This is a genomic window from Variovorax sp. V213, from assembly GCF_041154455.1.
Taxonomy (GTDB): domain Bacteria; phylum Pseudomonadota; class Gammaproteobacteria; order Burkholderiales; family Burkholderiaceae_C; genus Variovorax.
Window position 1 is genome coordinate 701,483 of record NZ_AP028665.1, and the last position, 21,978, is coordinate 723,460.

22 protein-coding genes are annotated in these 21,978 nt (G+C 62.9%); 15 read left to right on the forward strand and 7 right to left on the reverse strand.

The features are described from left to right. Positions 1 to 31: 31 nt before the first annotated feature. Genes ACAM55_RS28485 through ACAM55_RS28500 form a run of 4 tightly spaced genes read right to left on the reverse strand, consistent with a single transcriptional unit; the run spans position 32 to position 5,455 of the window. Entirely contained in the window at positions 32 to 709 is a 678-nt protein-coding gene (locus ACAM55_RS28485) for an acetyl-coenzyme A synthetase N-terminal domain-containing protein (protein WP_369656618.1), read from the reverse strand. Further along, positions 706 to 3,021 carry a N,N-dimethylformamidase beta subunit family domain-containing protein gene (locus tag ACAM55_RS28490; RefSeq protein ID WP_369656619.1) on the reverse strand — a complete coding sequence of 772 codons (2,316 nt, stop codon included), beginning with the start codon at positions 3,019 to 3,021 and terminating at the stop codon, positions 706 to 708. Before ACAM55_RS28490 ends, ACAM55_RS28485 begins: the two co-directional genes overlap by 4 nt. After that, positions 3,018 to 3,995 carry a Bug family tripartite tricarboxylate transporter substrate binding protein gene (locus ACAM55_RS28495; RefSeq protein WP_369656620.1) on the reverse strand — a complete coding sequence of 326 codons (978 nt, stop codon included), beginning with the start codon at positions 3,993 to 3,995 and terminating at the stop codon, positions 3,018 to 3,020. The genes ACAM55_RS28490 and ACAM55_RS28495 overlap by 4 nt, the downstream gene beginning before the upstream one ends. Positions 3,996 to 4,045: 50 nt before the next feature. Next, positions 4,046 to 5,455: an aspartate aminotransferase family protein gene (locus tag ACAM55_RS28500; protein ID WP_369656621.1), complete on the reverse strand. Its 1,410-nt coding sequence runs from the start codon at positions 5,453 to 5,455 to the stop codon at positions 4,046 to 4,048. Between the two features lie 71 nt (positions 5,456 to 5,526). Between ACAM55_RS28500 and ACAM55_RS28505 the strand changes: the two genes are divergently transcribed. The 7 genes from ACAM55_RS28505 (at position 5,527) to ACAM55_RS28535 (ending at position 10,869) form a co-directional block, all read left to right on the forward strand. Next, positions 5,527 to 6,444, forward strand: a complete 918-nt coding sequence (locus ACAM55_RS28505; protein ID WP_369656622.1) for a LysR substrate-binding domain-containing protein — start codon at positions 5,527 to 5,529, stop codon at positions 6,442 to 6,444. Between the two features lie 313 nt (positions 6,445 to 6,757). Beyond that, the gene (locus tag ACAM55_RS28510; protein WP_369656623.1) at positions 6,758 to 7,249 is read left to right on the forward strand and encodes a GNAT family N-acetyltransferase; all 492 of its coding nucleotides are present in this window, start codon (positions 6,758 to 6,760) and stop codon (positions 7,247 to 7,249) included. A gap of 101 nt (positions 7,250 to 7,350) precedes the next feature. Further along, positions 7,351 to 7,695 (forward strand): hypothetical protein, encoded by a 345-nt coding sequence (locus ACAM55_RS28515; RefSeq protein WP_369656624.1) that lies wholly within the window; start codon positions 7,351 to 7,353, stop codon positions 7,693 to 7,695. 92 nt (positions 7,696 to 7,787) lie between these two features. Next, a complete protein-coding gene (locus ACAM55_RS28520) occupies positions 7,788 to 8,621 on the forward strand; it encodes a tetratricopeptide repeat protein (protein ID WP_369656625.1) in 834 nt (277 codons plus the stop codon). A 108-nt stretch (positions 8,622 to 8,729) separates the two neighbouring features. Beyond that, positions 8,730 to 9,290, forward strand: a complete 561-nt coding sequence (locus tag ACAM55_RS28525; RefSeq protein ID WP_369656626.1) for a dihydrofolate reductase family protein — start codon at positions 8,730 to 8,732, stop codon at positions 9,288 to 9,290. Positions 9,291 to 9,441: 151 nt separating this feature from the next. After that, the gene (locus ACAM55_RS28530; RefSeq protein WP_369656627.1) at positions 9,442 to 10,065 is read left to right on the forward strand and encodes a site-specific integrase; all 624 of its coding nucleotides are present in this window, start codon (positions 9,442 to 9,444) and stop codon (positions 10,063 to 10,065) included. Positions 10,066 to 10,497: 432 nt separating this feature from the next. After that, positions 10,498 to 10,869, forward strand: coding sequence for a hypothetical protein (locus ACAM55_RS28535; RefSeq protein ID WP_369656628.1), 372 nt, complete (start codon positions 10,498 to 10,500; stop codon positions 10,867 to 10,869). 502 nt (positions 10,870 to 11,371) lie between these two features. On the opposite strand, the gene ACAM55_RS28540 is transcribed toward ACAM55_RS28535, so the two are convergent. Continuing rightward, positions 11,372 to 11,881, reverse strand: coding sequence for a DUF1993 family protein (locus ACAM55_RS28540; RefSeq protein WP_369656629.1), 510 nt, complete (start codon positions 11,879 to 11,881; stop codon positions 11,372 to 11,374). A gap of 244 nt (positions 11,882 to 12,125) precedes the next feature. Further along, the gene (locus ACAM55_RS28545) at positions 12,126 to 12,356 is read right to left on the reverse strand and encodes a hypothetical protein (RefSeq protein ID WP_369656630.1); all 231 of its coding nucleotides are present in this window, start codon (positions 12,354 to 12,356) and stop codon (positions 12,126 to 12,128) included. Positions 12,357 to 13,000: 644 nt separating this feature from the next. Here ACAM55_RS28545 and ACAM55_RS28550 point away from each other — a divergent pair. The 6 genes from ACAM55_RS28550 (at position 13,001) to ACAM55_RS28575 (ending at position 18,583) form a co-directional block, all read left to right on the forward strand. Then, positions 13,001 to 13,882: an alpha/beta hydrolase gene (locus tag ACAM55_RS28550; RefSeq protein ID WP_369656631.1), complete on the forward strand. Its 882-nt coding sequence runs from the start codon at positions 13,001 to 13,003 to the stop codon at positions 13,880 to 13,882. Between the two features lie 140 nt (positions 13,883 to 14,022). After that, entirely contained in the window at positions 14,023 to 14,772 is a 750-nt protein-coding gene (locus ACAM55_RS28555; RefSeq protein WP_369656632.1) for a DUF4303 domain-containing protein, read from the forward strand. A gap of 1,137 nt (positions 14,773 to 15,909) precedes the next feature. Beyond that, a complete protein-coding gene (locus ACAM55_RS28560) occupies positions 15,910 to 16,818 on the forward strand; it encodes a LysR family transcriptional regulator (RefSeq protein ID WP_369656633.1) in 909 nt (302 codons plus the stop codon). Between the two features lie 125 nt (positions 16,819 to 16,943). Continuing rightward, a complete protein-coding gene (locus ACAM55_RS28565; protein ID WP_369656634.1) occupies positions 16,944 to 17,807 on the forward strand; it encodes an NmrA family NAD(P)-binding protein in 864 nt (287 codons plus the stop codon). A gap of 252 nt (positions 17,808 to 18,059) precedes the next feature. After that, positions 18,060 to 18,362: a DUF3658 domain-containing protein gene (locus ACAM55_RS28570; protein ID WP_369656635.1), complete on the forward strand. Its 303-nt coding sequence runs from the start codon at positions 18,060 to 18,062 to the stop codon at positions 18,360 to 18,362. A 59-nt stretch (positions 18,363 to 18,421) separates the two neighbouring features. Then, on the forward strand, positions 18,422 to 18,583 hold the full coding sequence (locus ACAM55_RS28575; RefSeq protein WP_369656636.1) for a hypothetical protein: 162 nt from the start codon (positions 18,422 to 18,424) through the stop codon (positions 18,581 to 18,583). 136 nt (positions 18,584 to 18,719) lie between these two features. Here ACAM55_RS28575 and ACAM55_RS28580 read toward each other — a convergent pair whose 3' ends face one another. Further along, on the reverse strand, positions 18,720 to 19,655 hold the full coding sequence (locus ACAM55_RS28580; protein ID WP_369656637.1) for a LysR family transcriptional regulator: 936 nt from the start codon (positions 19,653 to 19,655) through the stop codon (positions 18,720 to 18,722). A 116-nt stretch (positions 19,656 to 19,771) separates the two neighbouring features. Between ACAM55_RS28580 and ACAM55_RS28585 the strand changes: the two genes are divergently transcribed. Both ACAM55_RS28585 and ACAM55_RS28590 read left to right on the forward strand, forming a co-directional pair. After that, the gene (locus tag ACAM55_RS28585; RefSeq protein ID WP_369656638.1) at positions 19,772 to 20,743 is read left to right on the forward strand and encodes a Bug family tripartite tricarboxylate transporter substrate binding protein; all 972 of its coding nucleotides are present in this window, start codon (positions 19,772 to 19,774) and stop codon (positions 20,741 to 20,743) included. An 18-nt stretch (positions 20,744 to 20,761) separates the two neighbouring features. Beyond that, positions 20,762 to 21,565, forward strand: coding sequence for an alpha/beta fold hydrolase (locus ACAM55_RS28590; RefSeq protein ID WP_369656639.1), 804 nt, complete (start codon positions 20,762 to 20,764; stop codon positions 21,563 to 21,565). Positions 21,566 to 21,978: the final 413 nt, after the last annotated feature.

A 21,978-nucleotide genomic window follows, 5' to 3' on the forward strand; every position in this document is an offset into this window, starting at 1 on the left:
GTCGAAGCCGAATCCGGCAGTCGACGTGCAGTCAGGGGCTGAACCAGGCGCCCATGCAAATCAACGCCTTGAGTGCAGATTTACCAAGCGCGTTCAAGCGGGTTTTCAACATAGCTTGAATTTCCCGGCGGGGTTGAGCACCGTACATTGAATTATTCCCGTCAGCGCGAGGGGTCTGGCTCCGCCGACGGCCCTGGCGTGAACAGCCGTTTTGGGCCCCTTCGCGACGGCAGCGCGACCGGCGACGGTCGGCCAGGAGCCGACGGTCTTCGACGACGGCTTTCCGGCATTCCACCTGGCGCTGGAGCTCGCACCAGCTCATGGCGCCGGTGCCCGAGGCCTCGCTTTCAAAAACGATCGAGGGCGAGGCGAGGTGGGCGTGGCGGAACACCTGGTCGACCAGGTTGAGCCGGGCGCCTTCGAACCAGCGGGCGCCCGGCATGTCTTCGCCGGACAGGATGCGTTCATACGGCGTTCGCAACGGAAGCTCGAAGAAGGCCAGAACAGCGCTCCAGAAGCCCTCCAGGTCGGTCACCGACCATTGCCACAGCGCCTCGTAGTTCTCGAAGCGAAGACCGCGTTCGCGATCCAGCCAGGCCTCGAAGTGCGTGATCAGGGCCCGTTCCTTGCGGCCGGGCGCAGGCGTCCACAGGGGCGCATCGGGCGCGGCGGACACCGTGTGAAGAGTCATTTCTGGATGTGCGGTCACGGTGCAGTCTTGCCGGTGCGGGCTCGCGCGAGGTTCGTGGGCGCCACGCCGAAACGATGCAGCACGTTGCCGAGCAGTTTTCCGAAGAGCGGGTCGCTGCCAATCACCCAGGCCGCGCCGACGGCGCCTGCATGAAACACGCGCCCGCCCTGCGGTCGCTCCCAATAGATCATTTCGGCCGAAAGTCCGTCGAGCGATTCGGTGAGCCTCGAGTAGTAGTCGAGGTAGGCGTCCAGCTTGCCCGGGACGCGCCGGATGCCCTTGGCGATGACTTCGATGCCCTCTTGCGCGACGGGCAGGGAAGCACCCGGGGGGCGGCGCTTCGTCATCTTCGCGAGGGTCGAGAGGGTCAGGTCCCACTCGTGACCGATGGCACGCGGCAGCCCGCCGCCGGGCGCGTGGCCGAAGGTTTCGCCCTTGCCGAGGCCCAGCGGCTGCGGCTCGTTGAAGAGCGCATGCGCCGGCAGCTCGACGTGGTAGACGCCGAAGTCGTCGCCGTCTGCGAAGGCCCAGCCCGCGGTTTCGAGGCCGATGATGTCGGCGGCCGGTCGGCCCGATGCCTTGAGCCTTCCGCCGCGCGCCCAGTCCTGGCTGTGGTACTGCTCGCCGAACGCGCCTGCCGGCGGGCCGACGGGTGGCCTGGCGTCGTCGTGATCGGGCCCGTTCACCTTCCGCTGCTCCATGACGGTGAAGTCCTCGTCGTAGCTCACGCGCAGGTACATGGTGTTGCCCGAGAGCACGATCGTACTGCCGCCACGCTTCAGGAAATCGTCCAGCCCCTCCACGCCGGGCAGCGACCAGTATTCGCTGTGGCCGTTGATGAAGACGGTCTTGTAGCGCGCGAGCAGAGACGGGTCGCGGTGCAGGTCGATGTCGCCGATCACGTCGTAGTCGTAGCCCTGCTTCTCGAGCCACACGTGCAGGTGGCGTTCGAGCCGCGTCCACTGGCTGAAGCCGCTCGCGGCCGGATCGTAGAGTGCATTGGGGCTGGCATTGGGCCAGGGCATGCGCAGGCCGACCTGGTAGCAGGGCTGGCCGTGGCGGTGGTAGACGTAGCTGCTGTAGGCCGGCGCTTCGGGATGGCTGTTCTCCAGCCCCTCCGAACGGCGCGGCCACACCGGATCGTCGATCACGTTTTTCGCGAACGGCGTGGTGGCGTAGGCGAGCCAGCTGTTGACGGCGCACAGCACGAGAATCGGGGCCGGCGACACGTGCGCGGGCTTGCGCACGATGAAGGTGATGTCGTAGTCCGCCTTGCGGCCTTCGATGTCGAAGCGCGCGCGGCCGACGTACACGCCCGACCTGGCGTCTTCCGGAACGCGAAATTCGTGCACCGCGTCCCAGCGGCAGTCGTAGAGATCATCGCCGGCAAAACGCAGGCCGTGCCCGCGCGTCGGATCGTGGAGCGGGTCGTAAGGCGATTCGTCTTCTTCGCAGTGGCCGACCTTGCCGGGCTCGAAGGCCGGCCCGACGATCATCCAGGTCGCGTGGTTGACGATGCGGCCCGTGCGTTGATGCCCGCTGGCATCGGCCACCTGCGAGCCGCGTTCTTCCCGCAGCGGCCAGCAGGCGAGTAGCGAGCGGCCCGTCGCGATCTGCAATCCGCGTTGTTCGCGGCGTGCGGTAATTTCGTGGCTCGACAGCGCCCGGTCGTACAACGCCGGCATGACGAGGTCGGCTTCGAGGAACAGGTCGGCCTGGCCGTCGATGGCGCTTGCGCCGAGCCGCAGCGGCGCGGCTGCGGGCTCGACGGCCTGCAGCGCGGGCCACTCCGCCACGCACACCCCATCGATGCAGAGCGTCGCAAACTCGCCGTTCCACGTGGCGGCAATGTGCTGCCAACGACGCGTCACGAGCCGGCCGTGCGATGGCGCGGCGTTGTCTCCCAGGTGGAACGACAGTGCGCCGCCTGGTTCGATGAAGAGCGCAAAGCCGCGGTGCGCGGGGTCGTCGTGCTGGCTGACGATGGTCTGCCTGACATCGACCGTCCAGGGCTTGATCCAGCATTCGAAGCTCAACCCGCGCAGCGGCAGGCCGGCCGGCAAGCCGCGTTCGACATGCACGTAGGAGCCGGGGTGGATCGGCTGGACGCGCGCCTGATGCGGCGCGAACGCTTCGAGCGCCACATCGTCGCTGCGTCCTTCGACGTCGCTGCCCAGCCGGCAGACCGCGAACTCGTAAGGCACGTCGCTGCTGACGTGGAAGCGGATGAGATCGCCCGCCGCCACGGTCTTGGCATCGGCGTAGCCGTGGAGGCCTGGCAGTTGCAGCGGTTTGTGCGGCGGGATCGGGTGCGGGGCGGTCGCTGTCATTCCGACGTGAAGCCCGAGGCCTTCACCACCGGTCCCCAGCGCCTGATGTCGTCGGCGATGAGGGCCGAGAGTTCTTCGGGCGTGCTCGGATTCGGATCGCTGCTGAGCTTGAGCAGCCGTTCCTGCACGTCCTTGTTGGCAAGTGCCTTGCCGAGTGCCGCATGCAGCTGATCGACGATCGGCCGCGGCGTGCCGGCCGGCACGAAGAGGCCGGTCCATTCCAGGTTGTCGAAGTGCGGCTGGCCGAGTTCCTTGAGCGTCGGCACGTCGGGCAGCAATGCGGCACGTTTGGTGCCATTCACCGCCAGCACCTTGAGCTTGCCCGACTGCTGGTGCGCGACGAGATCGGCAATGGGCATGATGCCGGCCGAGATCTGGTTGCCGAGCAGGTCCTGCACCAGCGGCGCGGCGCCCCGGTAGGGCGCGGCCACGAGGCCGGCCTTGGCGTCGCTGCCGAGCCGGTAGCCCATGAACTGCGCGACGCTGCCCGGTGCGGGCACGCCGTAGTTCGCCTTCTTCGGGTCCTTGGCGGCGATGTCGAGCCATTGCTTCACATCCTTGGCCGGCAGCTCCGCGGGCACCGCGATGCCTACGTAGAAGCTAGCTATGCGGCCGACGGGCTTGAAGTCCTTGACAGGGTCGTAGCGCACCGACTTCGTGGTGAGCGGCAGCATGACCATCATGTGCATGTTGGCGAGCAGCACGGTGAGCCCGTCCGCTGGCGCCGTGCGAACGTAGTCGGCCGCGATCGCGCCGCCTGCGCCGGTGCGGTTGTCCACGACAACCGTCGTGCCGAGTTCAGCGGCCAGCTTGTCGGCGAGCGTGCGCGCCTGCACGTCGGCCGAGCCACCCGCCGGGTAGCCGACGATGAGTTTCAGCGGACCGTGCGCGGTGTTGATCTGTGCCGCGGCCGCGGCGGCGAAGGCCAATGCGGTGCAGGCGAGCGCGGCCTTGAGAGTGGACGAGAGCTTCATCGGAGGCTTTCCTGGGTGGTGGGGTTGCGAGATCGGTGCGGTCGCCGGGTTCAGCGTGCGAGGCCCTTGCGCGCGACCTCGTCGGCGAGATCGGCGAGCGACTTTTCGAGCAGGCCGGCCAACTCGTCGATCTCCGCTTCGGTGATCGTGAGCGGCGGCGTGATCATCTGGAAATCCCCGAAGGCGCCGAGGTTGGCCCGGCGGTTGTAGAGCGCGATGCCATGCTTCAAGCCGTGCTCGGTCAGCCGCGCGGGCGCGTTGAAAGCGACCGGCAGCTGGCTGCGCGTGGCCTTGTCCGAGACGATCTCGATGGCCGTGAGCAGGCCCTTGCCGCGCACGTCGCCGACGATCGGCGATCGCGATGCGATGTCGCGCAGGCGTGCCATCAGCAGTTCGCCCATGTCGCGTGCGCGCGTCACGAGGTCTTGCCGCACGACCTCGTCGACCACCGCGCGTGCAACCGCACACGACAGCGGATTCGTGAAGTAGGTATGGCCGTGCACGAAGCCGCCGGCACCCGCGATCGCATCGACCATCCGGTTCGGTGCGAGCAGGCAACCGAGCGGGGTGTATCCGGCGGCCAGGCCCTTGGCGAGCGTCACGAGGTCCGGGCGCGCGCCCTCCCAGTGGTGCGCGGCCAGGAAGGCGCCGGTGCGGCCGGCGCCGCTCATGATCTCGTCGAAGATCACCAGCACGCCGTGGCGGTCGCAGATCTCGCGCACGCGCCGGAAGTAGGCGCCCGAGGAAACCACCGCACCGGTCGAGAGACCGCCGATGGGCTCGAGGATGAACGCCAGCACCGTGTCCGGACCCTCGCGCAGGATGGTCTGTTCGAGCGCGTCGGCGCATGCCTGCTCGTGCGACTCGACGGTGTGGCCCTCGGGGATGCGGTACGACAAGGGCGCCGGCACCTTGGGCATGGCGCGGACCATCGGACCATACAGGCCGAGCGTGTTGGCATCGCCCGTGACCGCCAGCGCGCCGAGCGTCGAGCCGTGGTAGCTCGGATCGCGCGAGATCACCTTCGAGCGGCTGCCCTGGCCGGTCACGACCGCGTACTGGCGCGCGAGCTTGATCGCAGCCTCGTTGGCCTCCGAGCCGCCCGACACGAAGAAGGCGCGGTCGAAGCCTTCGCCTGCGAGTTCGCAGACGCTGTCGGCCAGCGCAATGTTGTGCTCGCTCTCGAAAAAGCGCGGGTATGCAAAGGTCACTTTCGATGCCTGCTCGGCCATCGCGGCCAGCACGCGCGGGTTGCCGTGGCCTATGTTCGCGACGACGGCGCCGGCGGTTGCATCGAGGTAGCGCTTGCCGTTCGCATCCCACAGAAAGATGCCTTCGCCGCGCGCGACTTGCGGCGGGCGGGCCGACCCCTTGGGGGCGTAGAAGCCGAGGACAGAGCCGCCCTTGGGCTCGTCGCCAATCCGGGCGATGCCGGCCGCGTTGGAATTCGAGGTGTTCATGCCCCGACGATACAAATCGCGCTCACTTTGCGGTAGACGCATGGAGTGATGAAGTGTTATACGTTCGCCGTATGAAGCATGTACATGATCGGCTCGACCTGCTCGACACGTTCCAGAAGATCGGCGAGAGCGGATCGCTCAGCAAGGCAGCGCGGCTGCTGGGCACGACGCAGCCCACGGTCAGCCGGCGGCTGCTCGAACTGGAGCGGCTGCTCGGCTGCAAGCTGGCGCTGCGCACCACCGCGAGCTTTTCGCTCACCGACGAAGGGCGCTCGCTGCTCGTCGAGGCGCGCGACCTCGGCGACCGCTGGTCAGGCCTGTCGCAACGCCTGAAGGGCGGACAAAGCCAGCCTGAAGGCACGCTGCGCGTGATCGGGCCTTCGGGGTACGGGACGGGCTTCCTGACCGATGCCGTGACCGACCTGCGCGCGGCACATCCCGCGCTGCGCGTCGAACTCACGTTGACCGATCGGGTGCTCGACCTGACTGCCTGGGGAGCGGACTGCTGGGTCTGCGTGGGAGAAGTGCGTGATCCTGGATTGGTGAGTCGCAAGCTCGGCACGATGGAACGCGTGCTGATCGCCACGCCCGAATTGCTCAAGAAGCTGGGGCCCGTCAGCATCGCGCGTCTTGCGCAGTTGCCTTGCGTCGGGCTCGTGCCCTACGTGAGCGGCAACGTGCGCATGCTGGATCGATCGGGCCGCCCCCGCATGGTGATGCTCGACACGCCGATCCAGACCGACAGCCTGTTGTCGAGCTACCGCGCGATCCTCAACGGAGCCGGGATCGGCGCGGCGGCCCCCTGGATGTGCCAGGAAGACCTCAAGACCGGTCGGGTGCAACGGGTGCTGGCGAACTGGTGGCTCGAACCCATCGCCATTCATGTCGCGCTGCCTCCGGGCATCTACCGTCCCGCGCGCGTGACGGCTTTCATCCAAGCGCTCAAGGCGCGGATGTTTGCCCTTTCCGGATTCAAGCCATCGCACTAAGAAAAGCAAACCACCAAGACGTACCCAATGGCCCTTGCATTCCGAGGCCAAAGTACCGCTACGTTTCATATCCGAGGGACCGCTCCCTTGCACTGAGCTCGTCAAAAAGCGCACAAGGTTGCCCGACAGGCGCTTCGCCGCATTTCGTCAAGATCGGGAGAAGAGGTCGTCCGATCGTTGAACGACAGTTTTTCGGGAGACAATTTTGGCGGCTGAATGTCGACAGTGGGCCCAAAGCTCCTGCCGTCGCAAGCGGCTACGGTCGGCCAGGACCGGACCTTCGCTGCGGTCGCCGAATGAACTACTGCCATCCATGAACATCCAGGAAGCGCGCCCCTCCGATGCGCCAATGATTGCCTCCGTCCTGCAAGAGGCAGCCGAGTGGCTCGCCAGCGACGGTAGGCCGCTTTGGTCGGCAACCGAGATTGGCCTCGAACGCGTCCTGCGAGACGTGAGCAATGGTCTCTTCCACATTGCCCGTCAGGACGAGCAACTGGCTGGCGTCATGAAGTTCGAGTTGGAGGACGCCTATTTTTGGCCCGAGGTCCTGCCGTGCACCTCGGCTTTTGTTCACAAGCTCGCCGTACGCCGAGCGTGGGCGAAGAAGGGCGTCTCGACCGCGCTGCTGTCATATGCCCGAACTCGGGCTCAGCAGCTTGGACGTGATCACCTTCGCCTGGACTGCGTTGCGGACCGCCAAGGGTTGCGGAATCTTTATGAAGGCTTCGGCTTCGCCCTGCACAGCGTCGTTCGGATAGGGGCCTCTTCGTATGCGCGGTATGAACTCTCGACGGCAACCCTGTAGGGACTAAGGCGTCGACGGGCTACAGTTGGCCAAGAGCGGAAGTACGCATGCGGGGTAGAGTTGCCACAAACCGGTCATCCAAAAACACTTGAGCTTGGAATATGCCGTCAGTCCTGATTCGTCTTGATCCCCGCCGCATGGAGAATCCAGATACCGATCTTCGGTACGTCGTACCTGATCGCTTGGCCGAGGTTTCGAGCGAAATTCTGACGGACAGTGGTTACGACTATGAAGAGGGAACTGATGCAATGCTCATCTACCTGTCCACCGACAACCTGGACGCAGCACTCCCCTTCGTGATCGAACTCCTAGAGAACAAAATAGTCCATCAGAACCGGTTAGCCTTATCAGCCAAAGTGGGAACCTCACCGCTGGATCAGACGGAGCGCCCTGCCGATTTCACGGTCGTCTACCCAGGTGCCGAAGTTGGCACACGTATGCGTTGAGCCCGCGGTCGGCCAACAGCGGACGCTCGGTCCGACGCCAGAAATTCGCACCCTGCATCACCAATTTCGAGCAGCCATCGCTGACTTGTTCCATGTTCCTCCCCCCTCAGATTGTCGAAGTCAGCGTTGACCAATCTTGGCGCTACGAGACGCCGTACCCTCCCTTGGGCTTTCGACCCTTCGCTGAAGGGGAGCTCGGCAACGGCGATTCGTTTGGGCTTTATTGGCCTATTGGGCTGGAAACGCGAGAGCCCATCGTGGTCGAGACTTGGCACGATTCATGGCAGATTCAGCCGACGTACTCTTCACTGTCCTCATTCCTGGCCGCGCTTGAGAAAGCTGAGGGCGAATATCCTGAGCCTCCCTCTATTGAACAGGACGCGCGTTCACCACGAGCGCTGTTCGAGGACGCGAAGCGAAAAGTGCAGGCCCAAGCTGTCGCCGACGCCGTTTCGCTGTTGGAAAGGGCGTTGGAGGTCCTGCCCGAGTACACGGATGCACTTTGCCTTCTTTGGGCCCAGTATGTTCGGCAAGGTCGCATAGATGAAGCGCTTGCAGTCGCGGTCAAGGCAATCATCGCTCCGCCATCATTTGGAGGCCGTGCGACCAAGCCGCTCAGATGGTTGCAGGGGCGAAGCAACGCGCCGACCTTGGAACATGACCCGATTTGGCAAGGACGCGCGGAACTCGAGCTGTCCTACGGGGGCGTCAAGGAGAACGGAGACTATGCCGTGTATCGAGCAGCGATCCAGACCTACCTAAATGCCTCGCGGTATGTTGAAGCGTGCACGCTCATGCAAACCTATGCGGAACTGATGCACGCTGAGACGGTGGCCTTCCAAGAGCGACAAGGATTCGTGAAGGCTGACTTCGTGGCTACCCAAATTGCTGCCAGCCGTAAGCTGCCGCATGGGCCACGGGCGTAAGACCGTGCTGGGCCACGAACGGCCATTCACGGTGCCGCTCCGCGCTCCGAGCAGGTATTCGTCGACAAGCGACCGTCCAGCGGACCGCCCAACTCGGAGGAGACTCGCATGGGACTTCTAACTTTCAGCCTCAACGTCACCCTGGACGGCTGCGTCGACCACCAGGAGGGAATCGCCGACGACGAGACGCACGCCTTCTTCACCCGCCTCATGGACGAGGGTGGGGCGATGCTATGGGGCCGCGCCACCTACGAGATGATGGAGAGCTACTGGCCGGCGGTCACCCGCGGCGATGTGGAGGCACCTCCGACGGTGCGCGAATGGGCGGCCAAGCTGGAGATCAAGCCAAAGTACGTCGTGTCGTCGACGCGAACGGACTTCCCGTGGACCAACAGCCACCACATCGCCGGCGACTTGCGCTCAGGCGTGCAAAAGCTCAAGGACGCGACCCCGGCCGGCGTGCTCCTCGGTAGCGGCAAGCTCGCGGCCGAGCTGGACCGGCTGGATCTGATCGACGAGTACAAGTTCCTCGTTCACCCCAGGATCGCCGGCCACGGCCCGACCCTGTACCAGAGCGGGCTGCCCAGCACGCGACGGCTTGAGCTGGTCTCGGCAAAGCCGCTCAGCAACGGCGCGGTCGCAATGCATTACCGGCGCGCGCGCGGCTAGCGATCGGTTGCAGCGGACGGTCCGCTGCGCGGCCCGCCGCTGAACAGCAGCGTTGAACGACTGCTTCCGGGGAGCGCCCAACGCCCGCGATGGGCCCCCAGGGGCCCTATTGGCGCAAAGTTTCGATCCCTAAACTGCACAGGAGATCGACATGGACGCTCTCACCGTCCCAGCACCGCGGCCCCCGTGGAACAAAGACAAACTCGTGGGGCAGAAGCGGCCTTTCAAGCTCAAGGAGATTTGGGCCATCCGCACCCGGCTCCAGTTGTCCCGTCGTACTCGAGACCTTGCACTTTTCAATCTCGGAATCGACAGCAAGCTCAGAGCATGCGACCTGGTGAAGCTGCGGGTCCGCGATGTTGCCAACGGCGACCGGACGGCCGCACGGGCGAACGTGGTGCAGCAAAAGACCGGGCGACCGGTCCAATTTGAACTCACCGATCCAACGCGGGAGGCCGTGTCCAGCTGGATCAATCTGGCCCACCTTCGTTCCGAGGATTTCCTTTTCCCTAGCCGGGTGCATTCGTCGCCGCATCTCGGGACCAGGCAGTACGCTCGAATTGTTGATGGGTGGGTGGAAGAGATCGGACTGGACCCGGCCGAGTACGGCACCCACTCAATGCGCCGGACCAAGGCTTCCTTGGTCTACCGCCGAACGAAAAACCTTCGCGCGGTGCAGCTCCTGCTCGGCCACACCAAGCTGGAGAGCACTGTGCGTTACCTCGGAATCGAGGTCGAGGACGCACTGGAGATGGCTGAGCAGACAGAAGCCTGACGGAGTCCTGGCGCCCTGGTCGACGGGCGCCAGTCTAGGGAAAGATGCGGCCAGGAGCGGTCGTTCGACCCGGGCTGCAGCCCATAGCAAGCGCACTCTCTTGGGAAGAGAGCCAGAGCGGGCAGCCGACGTGGCATTGGGAGGCGCCAGCGGAATGACAAAATTCTGGGATCCAAGGCCTAGTATGCAGGAAATCTTGCAACACTTAGGAAAAGAATGGCCTACGTGGGCTACGAATACGTGCGGTCAAGCCTGGACCTGCCCATCTTCGAAGTGAGCCGACCCGCTATAGAAACCGGTCACGCGCATCATGTCATCGGCGGAAGCACTTGGCGTGCCGGGTGCCATGGCGCCGGCCGACGGCGACCTTGTAGCGCACTTGCTCTTTGCCCTCAAGCATGAGGGAGTGAACCTGCAGGTGCTTGCAGGTGCTTGCAGGTGCTTGCAGGCGCATCCAAGCACCTCGCCGGCGCCGACCTGGCCGCGGCGCTCGCCGCGACTCCGAATGGACAATACGTGCGAATGCTCTGCAGCGCGTGGGAACACTTCACCGGCAACCAGGTGGTGGCCCAGCCGGTCGTCACCGCGGGCTATGTTGACTTGTTCGACGAGGGTCGTTACTACACAGGCGGCACCGACCGCGACTCTCGATGGCGAGTCAACTTCAACGGCCTCGGAACCTGGGACTACTGCGTCACAGTGGAGCGCACGCCGGCGATCAAGGACGCGCTGGACTTTGATGTGCTGGGGCCACTCGTGAATTCGTCACCTCCCTCAACCGCGAACTCCTTGATCGCACGTTGACCTGGGCGTATCTGTACGAGACCCAAGACAGCTACGCGATAGAGAAAGAGGCGCCGTCGGAAGACAAGGCGCGCACATTCATCCGCCTGCTGCGTCAGCCAACTCTCTTTTTTCATCGAAGCGTTCCTTCTCGCGCTATGCGTGTTGCGCGCTCCTCAGTCTTGAAAGACCGCCATTAAGCCATGAGCAAGCTCACGAAGGTCCTCACGTGCCTCGTTGGACGTCCGTGCTGAATGTCTAGTCCTGGCGATAGTACCCATTGGCGCAAGGCCGAGAGATGGCGGCAACCGCTGCATAGCCGCCATCGGCAGACCAACGTCGAACGCTCGCAACGGGTCGACTGTGTAATTCACAGACTAACGCAGGAGACATTTGGTCAGCTTGACCAGGCGCCAAGCAAATTAGGGTAGATAAAGCCTCCATCCACAGCTAGCTGAAATCGCGCAGCGACGGAGGCTCTAGTTGCTATGGCCAGAGTGGCTGAACTTCTGTCTGTCTTGGGTTAGTAGGCACCCATGTAGTCGCGCTTACCGATCTCAATACCGTTGTGGCGCAAGATGGCATAGGTGGTGGTCACGTGGAAGAAAAACTGCGGCAGTCCATAGTGCAGAAGATATGCGCCTGCGGTCAGCTTCTTTTCCTTGGGGGTGCCGGGGCGCAATACGATTTCGCGGCTCTCGCTTGAATCAAATTGCTCAGACTTGAAGGAGCCGATATGGGCCAAAGCTTTGGCGATCAACGCTTGCAGGTCGGCGAAGCTGACCTCAGTGTCGGGCCAGGACGGCACCTCGGCACCAGCCAGGCGGGAGGCAATGCCCTTGGAGAAGTCTGCGGCGATCTGTACCTGACGTACTAGCGGAAACATGTCAGGGAACAGCCGCGCCTGCAGCAGCGCATTTGGATCGATATTTTTTTGCGTCGCGTGGTCTTCGGCCTTCTTGAGCACGTCGGACATGGCGCGCAGCATCTGCTGCATGACGGGAACGGAGGCGTTGTACAGCGGGCTGATCATAGTGAGTTCACTTCTAAAATTGGGCACGATGGCCGGAGTTGGCGTGGCAGAGGCTCTGCCGACCATGTAAGGCTAACAGCACAGGGCGAACTGAATCGCCCCGGCTTTTGTGGCCAGCTTTTCTTCCCGCTGGTAGTCGGAGCAGCCGCGTTGAGGGGCAGTTCACTAGCAAGAAGCGGACGTCAATTGCAGACGCACGACAGACCGCGATCGCTGCGTAGCCGCCCATCGTGGTATGCGCGCTTCAGACTGGCTGCCGACGTTCGGTGCGCTGACGTGAATAGGTACTATCGGCCACAACCAGACATTCACCCCCATGTCTGAACACACGCTGTATGCCTACGTTGATGGCGCCGACCTTCATGAAATCGCCGATCCAGTTGAAAGACGCTTGGACGCCTTTGCCAAGGAAGGCGAATGGCGGATTGCGATTCCATGGGTAGTCAATCGGCGAGGCACTGACGATGGCCTTCATGCCGGCGACCTCCGTCGTGGGACCTAGGTCTCAACCTTGCACTCCCTGACGTCAGGCACGAGTCCGAGGGATGGTTCTTGGATGTCGAGCAAAGCGCGCGCTTCATGGGACGGCTGCATGCGCAGTTCGCACGAGACTTCATCATCGGCATTTCCCACAATGGAACAGGGCTTGCAGAAGACCTCTTCACAGTCGAGTCAGTCGTTCCCGACCTCGCTCTGCTCCAGCAAATCATCGGTGTCGAACCGCCGAGGGGCGCTTAGGCCATAACAAGTCATCCAGCATGTTGACCAAATTGCCGCCGGAATATCGTCAATGCATCACCGCGAGTGGCTGTTCGAGGGCAGAGTTGTCACAGCAGCGCACGAGGGAGACATCATCCTCTGGGGAGAGGAAGAAGCGGTACCCGACTTCGGGTTCGAGCGCTAAGGTGTAAATACCCCACGCTGAGCCGCTTGTGGACCCGATTGCGGGCCCAGGCGGCTTTTTGCTTGGCGGCCGGACGCGCCGACCATCGCTCGCGGTACTGGCCCATAGGGTTGCTCATCCGGAGCCGCGCAGGGAGGTGGTTACGAACGGAGGTCATTGACCACTGACATATGCCGCGACGATGATCCTGGGCGTTACGAAATGCCTCGACAAGAATGAAAGCCACCATGCAATTCAGAGGGAGTCTTTACGCGCTCATGTCCGCAGTCTGCGGCGCGCTTCTCATTGCGCTAACAGCCTGCGGCGGCGGAGGTGGGGGCGGCGGCGGTGCCGCTTTGCCGATACTGCCCGTAACGGGTGGGCCCCCCACCACCACGCCACCGGCTACTGGCCGAACGGAAACCGCAAGCATCCGCTCCGCACAAACCGGCGCAACCTACGAGCTGCAGATATACCTGCCGCCCTCATACAGCGGCAGCTCCGCGGCGGTCCCCGTTATCTACGCGCTGGACGGCGATGCTCCTTATGCACCGGTCTCGCGCTTCCATAACCTTAAGGAAATACTCGAACGACGGCGCGTCGAAGCCATCCTCATCGGGATAGGCGGCACCATACGTAGGAGCACCGACTACACCTTTCCCGGGGCCCTTCCCTATCATGAGTTTCTCAGGTCGGAACTGGTGCCGTTCATCGAATCCAGGTACCGTTCCGATCCGAGCAAGCGCATCCTCACAGGGCTTTCGCTCAGCGGCAGCATGACGGGCCATGCGCTTTTTCTTGAAGGTGCCAGCGGCACACTCACTTTCACGCACTTCCTTTCTTTTGAAGGCTCCTATGGTTTTCAGAAGGACGATACGAACAACCTCGAGCAGAAGATGTACGACACCCAGAAAGGCAAGGCCATCAACGCCACGTTGATCCTCGCGCGATGCGGTGATCCTGTGGGCTGCAACTACGTGTCGGTAGGCGAGATGTATGAAAAGCTGCTGCAGCGCGGCTATCCGGGCTTAACGGTGATGGAAAAAACATATTCAACGAACCACGTCGGGACGGATCTGCCGGCTTTTGAAGATGCGATTTCGATGATCTTCAAATAGGCCGCAGCCCAGCTGATTCCGAACTGACCCTGCAAACGTCTGACCAGCCGCCGCAGGCTGTGCCAGCGGCTTGCATACTGGAGGTACTCGCGGTCTTCCAGATCCGTCACCAGCCGCCCCCCAGAAGGAGTTCCCCGTCGATGACCTGGTCACTGTTCTACCGTTTCGACAACGAGGTTCCCACGAACTTTTACGAACTGCGCCAATTCGGCAACTCGCTGTGGACCGCGAACGGCAGGGTGCACACCATGGGGCACTCCCTGGTCGCCGAGTTCGCAAGTCCCGAAGCCGCAAAGGAAGCCCTCGTGCAGCGAAGCAACGAGATCGAGGCGCAGGGCTACAAACGAGTGCGCCACGGCATACACGATCCCGCTCGAATCGACTTCCCCTTGCTCACTACAGAGATTCGCGAAGGTGCTCGCCACACCTTTCAGGCCATTCGCGCGGCTCATCCTGACAAGACCATCCGTCTTTTCGCGCTTGGCAGCGATGACGGTGCGATGACCATCGTCCATGCAGCCAGCGATCTCTCTTTGGGCGCTCCGGGCGACATGGACGATGAAAGCGAGGTCTGGAGCTCCGCCGAATGGCCCTACACGGAGGGCGGTGAGTTCCTCGACATCGCTTACCGCATGATCCTGTCATGCCACCGCAGCGACTTGCCTTGCGACGTTGAATTCGACGTCTTGCATGCGGGTCTCTTCGAGGCCTGCATTGCCGCGATGGAGCAACTTGACCGTGAAGGTTTCTTCGCCACGGGCGACGCGCGTGAAGAGGTTGTGCTGCTATGCCAAAGCGAGGGCAACGAGGATATGGAAGGCTCGATCGGCAGACTCAACACTTCGCGAGTGGTGGGGCGACTCGAACGCTGGATCAAGCTCTGCCAATGAGCGCAGATTGGGAGCTGGCGGATTGCCGGATGACCCTGAGGCTTTGCCTGAGTGATCGCTTTGCGAAGTTTCCAAGAACCGCCCATTCAGGATGGTGTCGCGACCGGCTAAAGTCGGCCAAGACCGGACGTTTGACTCCGCCTCCCGAAGCGTGTGCGCACTGACTGGTAGTCTTGGAGCCCCAACAGAGCAGCGAACCTGTTCTTGCTGAAAATGCCTAGCAATCCAGAGATTGTTGTATCCATCGTTGGCGGCGTCTTCCTCCTTATCTTCGGGGAGGCCATCGCAAATATCTTTGGACTACTCGTGTCCGCCATCTTGACACTCGGTCTCATCAGAGTGCAGGGCCCAGAAGACCGCGAACGGGTCTTTCCATGGCATGGCTTCGCAAGGAATGAAGCCGGCAAACTCGTCGTGCAGACTGAGATGGCAGGAGGAATTGGCATGATTGCGGGACTGGCTGTGTGTGTTCTTCTTTGGCGGTACGGGGGCTAGCTGGCCAAGACCAGTCATTCCCCATCACCTCCCATCGAAGATGAGCCGCGTGACCATTTCTATAGCGCCGTGTGACCCGTCCGCCTCGTTGGTGAGCGAAGTTCGGCGAATCACAAACTTCGGAGTTCTTGACGTGCGAGACCGTCTTTCCGCCGGAAAGCCCGTGTTCGACCAAGAGCTTTTCTGCAATCGAGCAGAGGACGTCTTTGCAAAAGCGCGAGCGCTGCTTTCGGCTCTGGAACGTGGCGGGTATCAGCCTCTTGTCAGTGAGGCTGGTCGACCTATCACTCCGCAGATTCTGCGAAATATCTTCCTGCTTCCGAGGAGGGCGCCGAGGAGCTTCGCCGGCTCGATGACGTGGGACACGTTTAGGCGACGGCAGAATGCGGCCACAACCGGCCTTCCGGCACCGCCGCCCTGTTGAATATCATCAGGCCATGGCGATATTCGCGTTTGCAGTCAAAGTGCCCTCGGCCGGGCCGTTCGTTGGCGACCTTCGGCCGAGCTTCGACGCAATGATGAAGCTGGCGGTGCCAGCGCACATCACTGCGCGTGATTTGCCACTCGCGTTCACCGAGGCCGGGTGGAAATAATGCGCAAGACGCAGCGACTAGCGATTCTCATCAGTCACGCAAGGCGCTAATGGCAGGATTCGACGAAAGAATTGTGAACGGCATCAGCGTTCTCGCGGCGATCATCGACAGCGGCACGTTTGCGGCGGCGGCCGACATCCTGCAGATGTCGCAGTCGGGCGTCAGCCGTGCCATCGCACGTCTCGAAGGCCGGCTGGGCATTCGCCTGCTCGAACGCACGACGCGGTCGGTCGCCCTCACGGACGAAGGCCGGCGCTTCTATGAGCAGGTGGCGCCGTTGCTCGCCGGGCTCGAGGAAGCAGCGGCATCCGCAGCGCAAGGAACGACCACCATTCGCGGCGTTCTGCGGGTCAACATCGACCCGTATTTTTCTCGGTTGATCTTGGGGCCGCGCCTTGGCGCGTTTCTCGATGCGTACCCGCAATTGAAGCTCGAACTGATCACCCGCGACGAGCTGGGTGACCTTGTTGCCGATGGCTTCGACTTGGCAGTGCGCTTCGGCCATCCGCGGCCATCGACGCTGATCGGGCGCAAGTTGCTCGACACACGGATGCTGACAGTGGCCTCCCCTGGCTACTTGAAGCGCCACGGACACCCCAAGGATCCACGCGAATTGACGCTGGGCGGTCATGTCTGCATCCTGTTCCGGGACTCTGCAACCGGCCGGCCATTTCCATGGGAATTTCACAAGCGCCGCAAGAAGCTGGTGTTCCACATGGACGGAGCTTTGACTGTCAATGATGCTGGCACGCTCTACAGCGTCTGCCTCGCCGGCCACGGCCTCGCCCAGGTGATGGATCTGGGCGCTGAGCCGATGCTGGCCGATGGGCGGCTGGTCAACGTCTTTCCCGATTGGCCCGACGAGCGGTTTCCGCTGTATGCGTTTCACCCGTCGCGTCAGCATCTGCCAGCGAAGACGCGCGCCTTCCTGGACTTCATCGTCGGTCTTTTGCGGTAGCGCTGGCGCGCGGCGTTAATGCTTACCAAGCATGAATGAAATGACATTCATGTCATTGAGAAATGGATGGTCGAAGTTCAAACTTCCTGCGCCGAGGCAATTTCTGCCGAAAACAAGGAGTTTGGATGTTTGCCATTACGGGAATCACGGGACAGGTAGGCGGCGCCGTTGCGCGCGCGCTCATGGAAGCGGGCAAGGATATTCGCGCCGTCGTACGCGACGCCGGCAAGGGCGTCGCATGGAAGCAGCGCGGCTGCGAAGTTGCCATTGCCTCGCTGGACGATGCCGAAGCACTCAAGAAAGCTTTCGCCGGTGTTGAGGGCGTATTCTTCGTCTTGCCGCCAGTGTTCGACCCTTCACCCGACTTTGAGGAGGCCCGCCGCGTCATCGCGGCAGTCCGTGAGGCGCTCGGGCAGACGCTGCCCGGCAAGCTCGTCTCGCTGTCGACGATTGGTGCTCAGTCATCACGGCCCAACCTGTTGCAGCAGCACTCCTTGCAGGAGACCAGCCTGGGTACACTGCCCTTGCCCGTGACTTTCCTGCGCGCTGCCTGGTTCATGGAGAACGCGGCTTGGGATGTGGGGCCTGCACGCACGACGGGAGTCATTCCGAGCTTCCTATATCCGCTCGACAAGCCGGTGCCCATGGTTGCCACCGCGGATGTTGGACACCTCGCCGCTGAGTTGCTTCAGAAAAGTTGGCAGGGCAAGCGCATTGTTGAACTGGAAGGCGAGCGCTTGACGCCCAACGAGATTGCTCTGGGGTTTGCTCGCGTTCTGGGCCACGACGTACGCATGGAGGTGGTGCCGCGCGCCAATTGGGAGGCGCTTTTCAGAGCACAGGGCATGCGCAACCCCTTGCCGCGCATTCAGATGCTGGACGGTTTCAACGAAGGATGGATCGAGTTCGAGAACCCGAACAAGGTTCGCAAGGGAACGGTTCCTTTGGACGCTGTACTGCGGGAACTCGTCGCGCGCCCTTTGAGTTGAGCCGCGTAGCCGGCTGTTAAACAGTCTGCTGTGAGCATTCGTACTCGTCGTCGCGGCCTATAGCGCCACAAAACTCGTTCCCGGCCGAGAAGCCAAAGTCGGCGGTTGTCGGGCCGAGCCAGAGGCAATGGAGGTCTGCTTTGGAGCAAAGCGTACAGCCGGGATGGGCCCAAAGCTCCGGCCGTCGCAAGCGGCTACAGTCGGCCAGGAGCGGACATCCGATACGGCCCTGCCGACCAACGAGTTAGCACGATGAACGACGACGACACCTACGATGCCGAGCTTTCGCCCGCAGAGAGTGCGCGGGTTGCAAAGCTGTCTCTAGCTGAGCTGGCGCTTATCGATGCGGCACTTCTTTCGCAAGTTGCCGACGATTGGAGGAAGGTCGCACGCGTAGTTGGGATGGCGATGCTGTCGATGCCAGATCGCCCAAGTGGAGTTCCCGACGTCTTCTTCGCAAAGCGGGTCGAGCAGCTTGTCGAATCCGGCCAACTTGAGTCGCAGGGCGACCTTCGGCGGATGCGATTTAGCGAAGTAAGGCTTAGGTCTGCCTGACGGCAGAATGCGGCCAGGAGCGGACATCGGTCCTGGTGACCGCTCGAAAGGAACGGACCATGCGTTACCGCTTCAACGCTTTCGGACGAATCATTGCCGTCGAGCGGGTCGATGACGCCTGGGATACGTACCTGATGGGAAACGAGGGGAAGCGCCGGCCAGCAGGCTTTGCCGTTCCGTCCGACGTGACCCACTGTCGTTTCGAACTTTCCCACGCATGACGCGCGCACGCACCCTCACTTCTTCTAGGGCGCAAGCAAAACGGGATCTTCGAACTCTATTAGCTCGAACCACCCGAGGCCGGCCCCACGCGCCATGGTGCAGATCGACAGCGCCGCGAGCCCACCGCAAACTCTCTCAATGCGGTACTTCAGGGTTCATAAAGTCGACCAGTTGCCGCCACGCCCCGAACGGTCCTGCGATCGGGCACATCAAGCCGAGTGGCTCGAGCATGTAAAGCGGCCGTAGCTTCAACTCGCGCAGCAAGCCGGCATCGAGGAGGGGCCGCACGAAGTTAAGCGGCAGGAACGACAGTAGGTTTTCTTGCTGCGAGAGCCACCACAACATGGCCGTTGATCGAGTGACGACCGGATAGGTGCGGATCGGGTGAGGCAGGTTCGCGGTCAATTCGTCGAATCGCTCACGGGCGGCCGAACCCGTGGGGGCGAGTAGCCAGGTCTCGTCGGCGAGTTGCGGCCAGCCCAGGGAACGCTTGCGCACCAGTGGATGGTCTGCGCGCGCCAAGACCGCGAAACGATCTTCGCGCACCGGTATGAAGTGCCAGCCTTCCGGGATCACGGGAGGCCGTCGGCATGCCACGAGATCTGCCTCGCCACGTGCGATGGCCAGCAGCTGATCGTCCCCTTCGGCTTCCGAGAGGTGAACGGTGACATCCGGATGCCGTTGCGCGAAGCGAGGCAGCACGTCGAGCAGGAGCCCGTTCATCGCGCCGACCGAGGCGACGAGGCGGATGGCGCCGCCGATGCGTTGCCGTCGCGCGGCGACGACCTCGGCGCCGTCGGCGACGCCGATCAGCATGCGACGCGCAACGGGCAAGAGGTCTTCGCACGCCTGCGTGGGCCGCACGCCGCGCGCATGCCGCTCGAAGAGCTGAACTTCCAGCAGCCGTTCCAGGTACGCGAGGCCCTGGGTCACCGACGACTGCGTCATGCCGATCGAGTCCGCCGCCCGCTGGAGGCTGCCCAGCTCTGCCACTTTCAAGAGGATCTGCACATGCCGAAACTTGCCGCGCGCGAGCAGGCGGTTGAAGAGGACGGATGCGTCATGGCTCAAGGTATCGGCAAGTCTAATGGGAGAGTGCCGTTTTTAATTTGTCGCCGATGGCTTGCTCGGGGATGATGGCAACTCCACAAACAGCGGGCAGCAAGCCACGCGACAGGAGACAAAACGTGAAAAAACCATGGCCGCTGCTCGCGGTTGTCTGTTGCCTGCTCGGCGCCTTTCCGGCCCATGCGCAGGACGAGGTCTGGCCGTCCAAGCCGATCCGGGTGATCGTGCCGACCCCGCCCGGCGGCGCCTACGACCGCACCATGCGACCGCTTGCGCAGGAGCTGGCGTCGTTGCTCAAGCAACCGGTGGTGATCGACAACAAGCCTGGTGCCGGCAACATCATCGGCGCCCAGGCGGGCGCCGCGGCCCCACCCGACGGCTACACGCTCACGATGACGGGCATGGTGAACACGATCGCCCAAGGCATGTACGACAACGTGCCCTTCAACATCGTCAATGACTTCACCCACGTCGCCATGATCGGCGGCGGCGCGCAATGGCTGGTGGTCAACAGCCAGTCCGGCATCGAGTCCTTCGCCGATCTGATCGCCCGCGCCAGACGCGAGCCGGGCGCGATCAACTACGCGAGCTCGGGCGCCGGCAGCACCGGCCATCTGTTGATGGAACTGCTGCAGAAGGCGACACAAACCTCGTTCGTGCACATCCCCTACAAGGGCGGCGCGCCGGCGCTGATGGATGTGCTGGGAGGCCAGGTCGCTGTCACCGTGATTCCGCCGAGCGGGTCGATGCAGTACATCCAGAGCGGCAAGCTCAGGGTGCTGGCGGTGTCCAGCCCGAAGCGCAGCCCCGAGCTCCCTCAAGTTCCGACCTTCGAGGAGCTGGGCTACAAGCAGCTGACGGTGATCTCCTGGGTGGGCCTGTCGGCACCGAAGAAGACGCGGCCCGAAGTCGTGCGCAAGGTCAACGAAGCAGTGCGCGAAGCGATGACGAGGCCGGAGCTGCAAAAGAAGCTCGACGCCGAAGGCATCACGCCGATGACGATGGCGCCCGACGAGTTCACGCGCGTCGTCAAGAGCGACACCGAGCGCTGGGGTGCACTGACACGCAGCCTGCAACTCAAGGCCAACTGAAATCCGAGCCCATCCCTCATGCCTTTTGTCACATCGAACAAACGCGACATCTACTACGAGCGTCACGGCGCCGGCCCGGCGATCCTGTTTCTGCACGGTGCCGGCTCGAACGCCGCCACCTGGTGGCAGCAATTGCCGGCCTTCACGCCACAGTACACCTGTCTCACGATGGACATCCGCTGCTTCGGTCGTTCGGTGGCGCCGCCGGAGGAGTTCTCGCTGAAGCTCTTCGTCGGCGATGCCTTGGCGGTACTGGCGCGCGAAGGCATCGAGCGCGCGATGGTCGTCGGTCAATCGCTTGGCGGGATGATCGGGCTGCGGCTCGCGTTGCGCCATCCCGAGCGCGTCGCCGCGTTCGTCGCGTGTGACACGTCGCTGGCCATCGACCACCCGACGCTGGTCGACAGCATCGAGCGGCGCTTTAAGACAGTTTCCGCGGTAAGCATCGAGCAGCGCTCGCTGGGCGCCTGGTTCTTGAAGGCGCAGCCCGCGCTTGCAGCGCTTTACGCGCAGATCAACCACTTCAACCCGAGCGCTCACAGTATTGCGCCCGAAGCCTGGCGCGAGGCCGTACTGCGCCTGAACCAGCCCGAGAACCTGCTCGCCGTCGCGGAGATCGACCAGCTGGCTTGCCCGACGATGTTTCTCGTTGGCGCCGAAGACCCGATTGTTCCGCCGTCGGTCATGCGCGAACTCGGCCAGCGCCTGCCAGGGAGCGAGGTCGTCGTCGTCGAGGAGGCCGCGCATTCTGCGTACTTCGAGAAGCCGCTGGAGTTCAACCAGGCGGTGTTCGACTTCTTGAGACGACGCGCCGACTCCTAGGTCTGCTGTGCAGCGCATCCTGCCACAGTGTCGTCGACTCCTTCGCCCACAGTGAACACCAAGACGATCTATCGGAGAAAGTCAAAACCCATCTTTCTCGAGCTGCCGAATTGCCCTTGACTCTTTGTATTTGTGCACCCTCAGAAGGCGTTGTGCTTCACCGGCAACTCGCTCGGGTCTGAAGCCAGGCCACGCAGGAAGAAGGCGCATCAACTCGATCCAGTCTTCCTCCAGGTCGGTTCTCGGCTCGTCCAGCATGAGTGACGCTCGATAGGCAATCACCTTGCGAAGGTGCACTGATGCTCGCAAGTTGTGGCCGTATTCCGTCCTCGGAGGTAGCTCGTCATTCCAGATCAGACCGCCTGCCATCAAGTCGTAACTGCAGGTCGCCGTTGGGCTGTACTGGCAAGCCC

Bases quoted from the DNA above. Each gene is read 5' to 3' on its own strand.
- ACAM55_RS28490 (WP_369656619.1), bottom strand. From the start codon at position 3,021: ATGACAGCGACCGCCCCGCACCCGATCCCGCCGCACAAACCGCTGCAA.
- ACAM55_RS28495 (WP_369656620.1), bottom strand. From the start codon at position 3,995: ATGAAGCTCTCGTCCACTCTCAAGGCCGCGCTCGCCTGCACCGCATTG.
- ACAM55_RS28500 (WP_369656621.1), bottom strand. From the start codon at position 5,455: ATGAACACCTCGAATTCCAACGCGGCCGGCATCGCCCGGATTGGCGAC.
- ACAM55_RS28505 (WP_369656622.1), top strand. From the start codon at position 5,527: ATGAAGCATGTACATGATCGGCTCGACCTGCTCGACACGTTCCAGAAG.
- ACAM55_RS28510 (WP_369656623.1), top strand. From the start codon at position 6,758: ATGAACATCCAGGAAGCGCGCCCCTCCGATGCGCCAATGATTGCCTCC.
- ACAM55_RS28515 (WP_369656624.1), top strand. From the start codon at position 7,351: ATGCCGTCAGTCCTGATTCGTCTTGATCCCCGCCGCATGGAGAATCCA.
- ACAM55_RS28520 (WP_369656625.1), top strand. From the start codon at position 7,788: ATGTTCCTCCCCCCTCAGATTGTCGAAGTCAGCGTTGACCAATCTTGG.
- ACAM55_RS28525 (WP_369656626.1), top strand. From the start codon at position 8,730: ATGGGACTTCTAACTTTCAGCCTCAACGTCACCCTGGACGGCTGCGTC.
- ACAM55_RS28530 (WP_369656627.1), top strand. From the start codon at position 9,442: ATGGACGCTCTCACCGTCCCAGCACCGCGGCCCCCGTGGAACAAAGAC.
- ACAM55_RS28540 (WP_369656629.1), bottom strand. From the start codon at position 11,881: ATGATCAGCCCGCTGTACAACGCCTCCGTTCCCGTCATGCAGCAGATG.
- ACAM55_RS28545 (WP_369656630.1), bottom strand. From the start codon at position 12,356: ATGAAGGCCATCGTCAGTGCCTCGCCGATTGACTACCCATGGAATCGC.
- ACAM55_RS28550 (WP_369656631.1), top strand. From the start codon at position 13,001: ATGAAAGCCACCATGCAATTCAGAGGGAGTCTTTACGCGCTCATGTCC.
- ACAM55_RS28555 (WP_369656632.1), top strand. From the start codon at position 14,023: ATGACCTGGTCACTGTTCTACCGTTTCGACAACGAGGTTCCCACGAAC.
- ACAM55_RS28560 (WP_369656633.1), top strand. From the start codon at position 15,910: ATGGCAGGATTCGACGAAAGAATTGTGAACGGCATCAGCGTTCTCGCG.
- ACAM55_RS28565 (WP_369656634.1), top strand. From the start codon at position 16,944: ATGTTTGCCATTACGGGAATCACGGGACAGGTAGGCGGCGCCGTTGCG.
- ACAM55_RS28570 (WP_369656635.1), top strand. From the start codon at position 18,060: ATGAACGACGACGACACCTACGATGCCGAGCTTTCGCCCGCAGAGAGT.
- ACAM55_RS28575 (WP_369656636.1), top strand. From the start codon at position 18,422: ATGCGTTACCGCTTCAACGCTTTCGGACGAATCATTGCCGTCGAGCGG.
- ACAM55_RS28590 (WP_369656639.1), top strand. From the start codon at position 20,762: ATGCCTTTTGTCACATCGAACAAACGCGACATCTACTACGAGCGTCAC.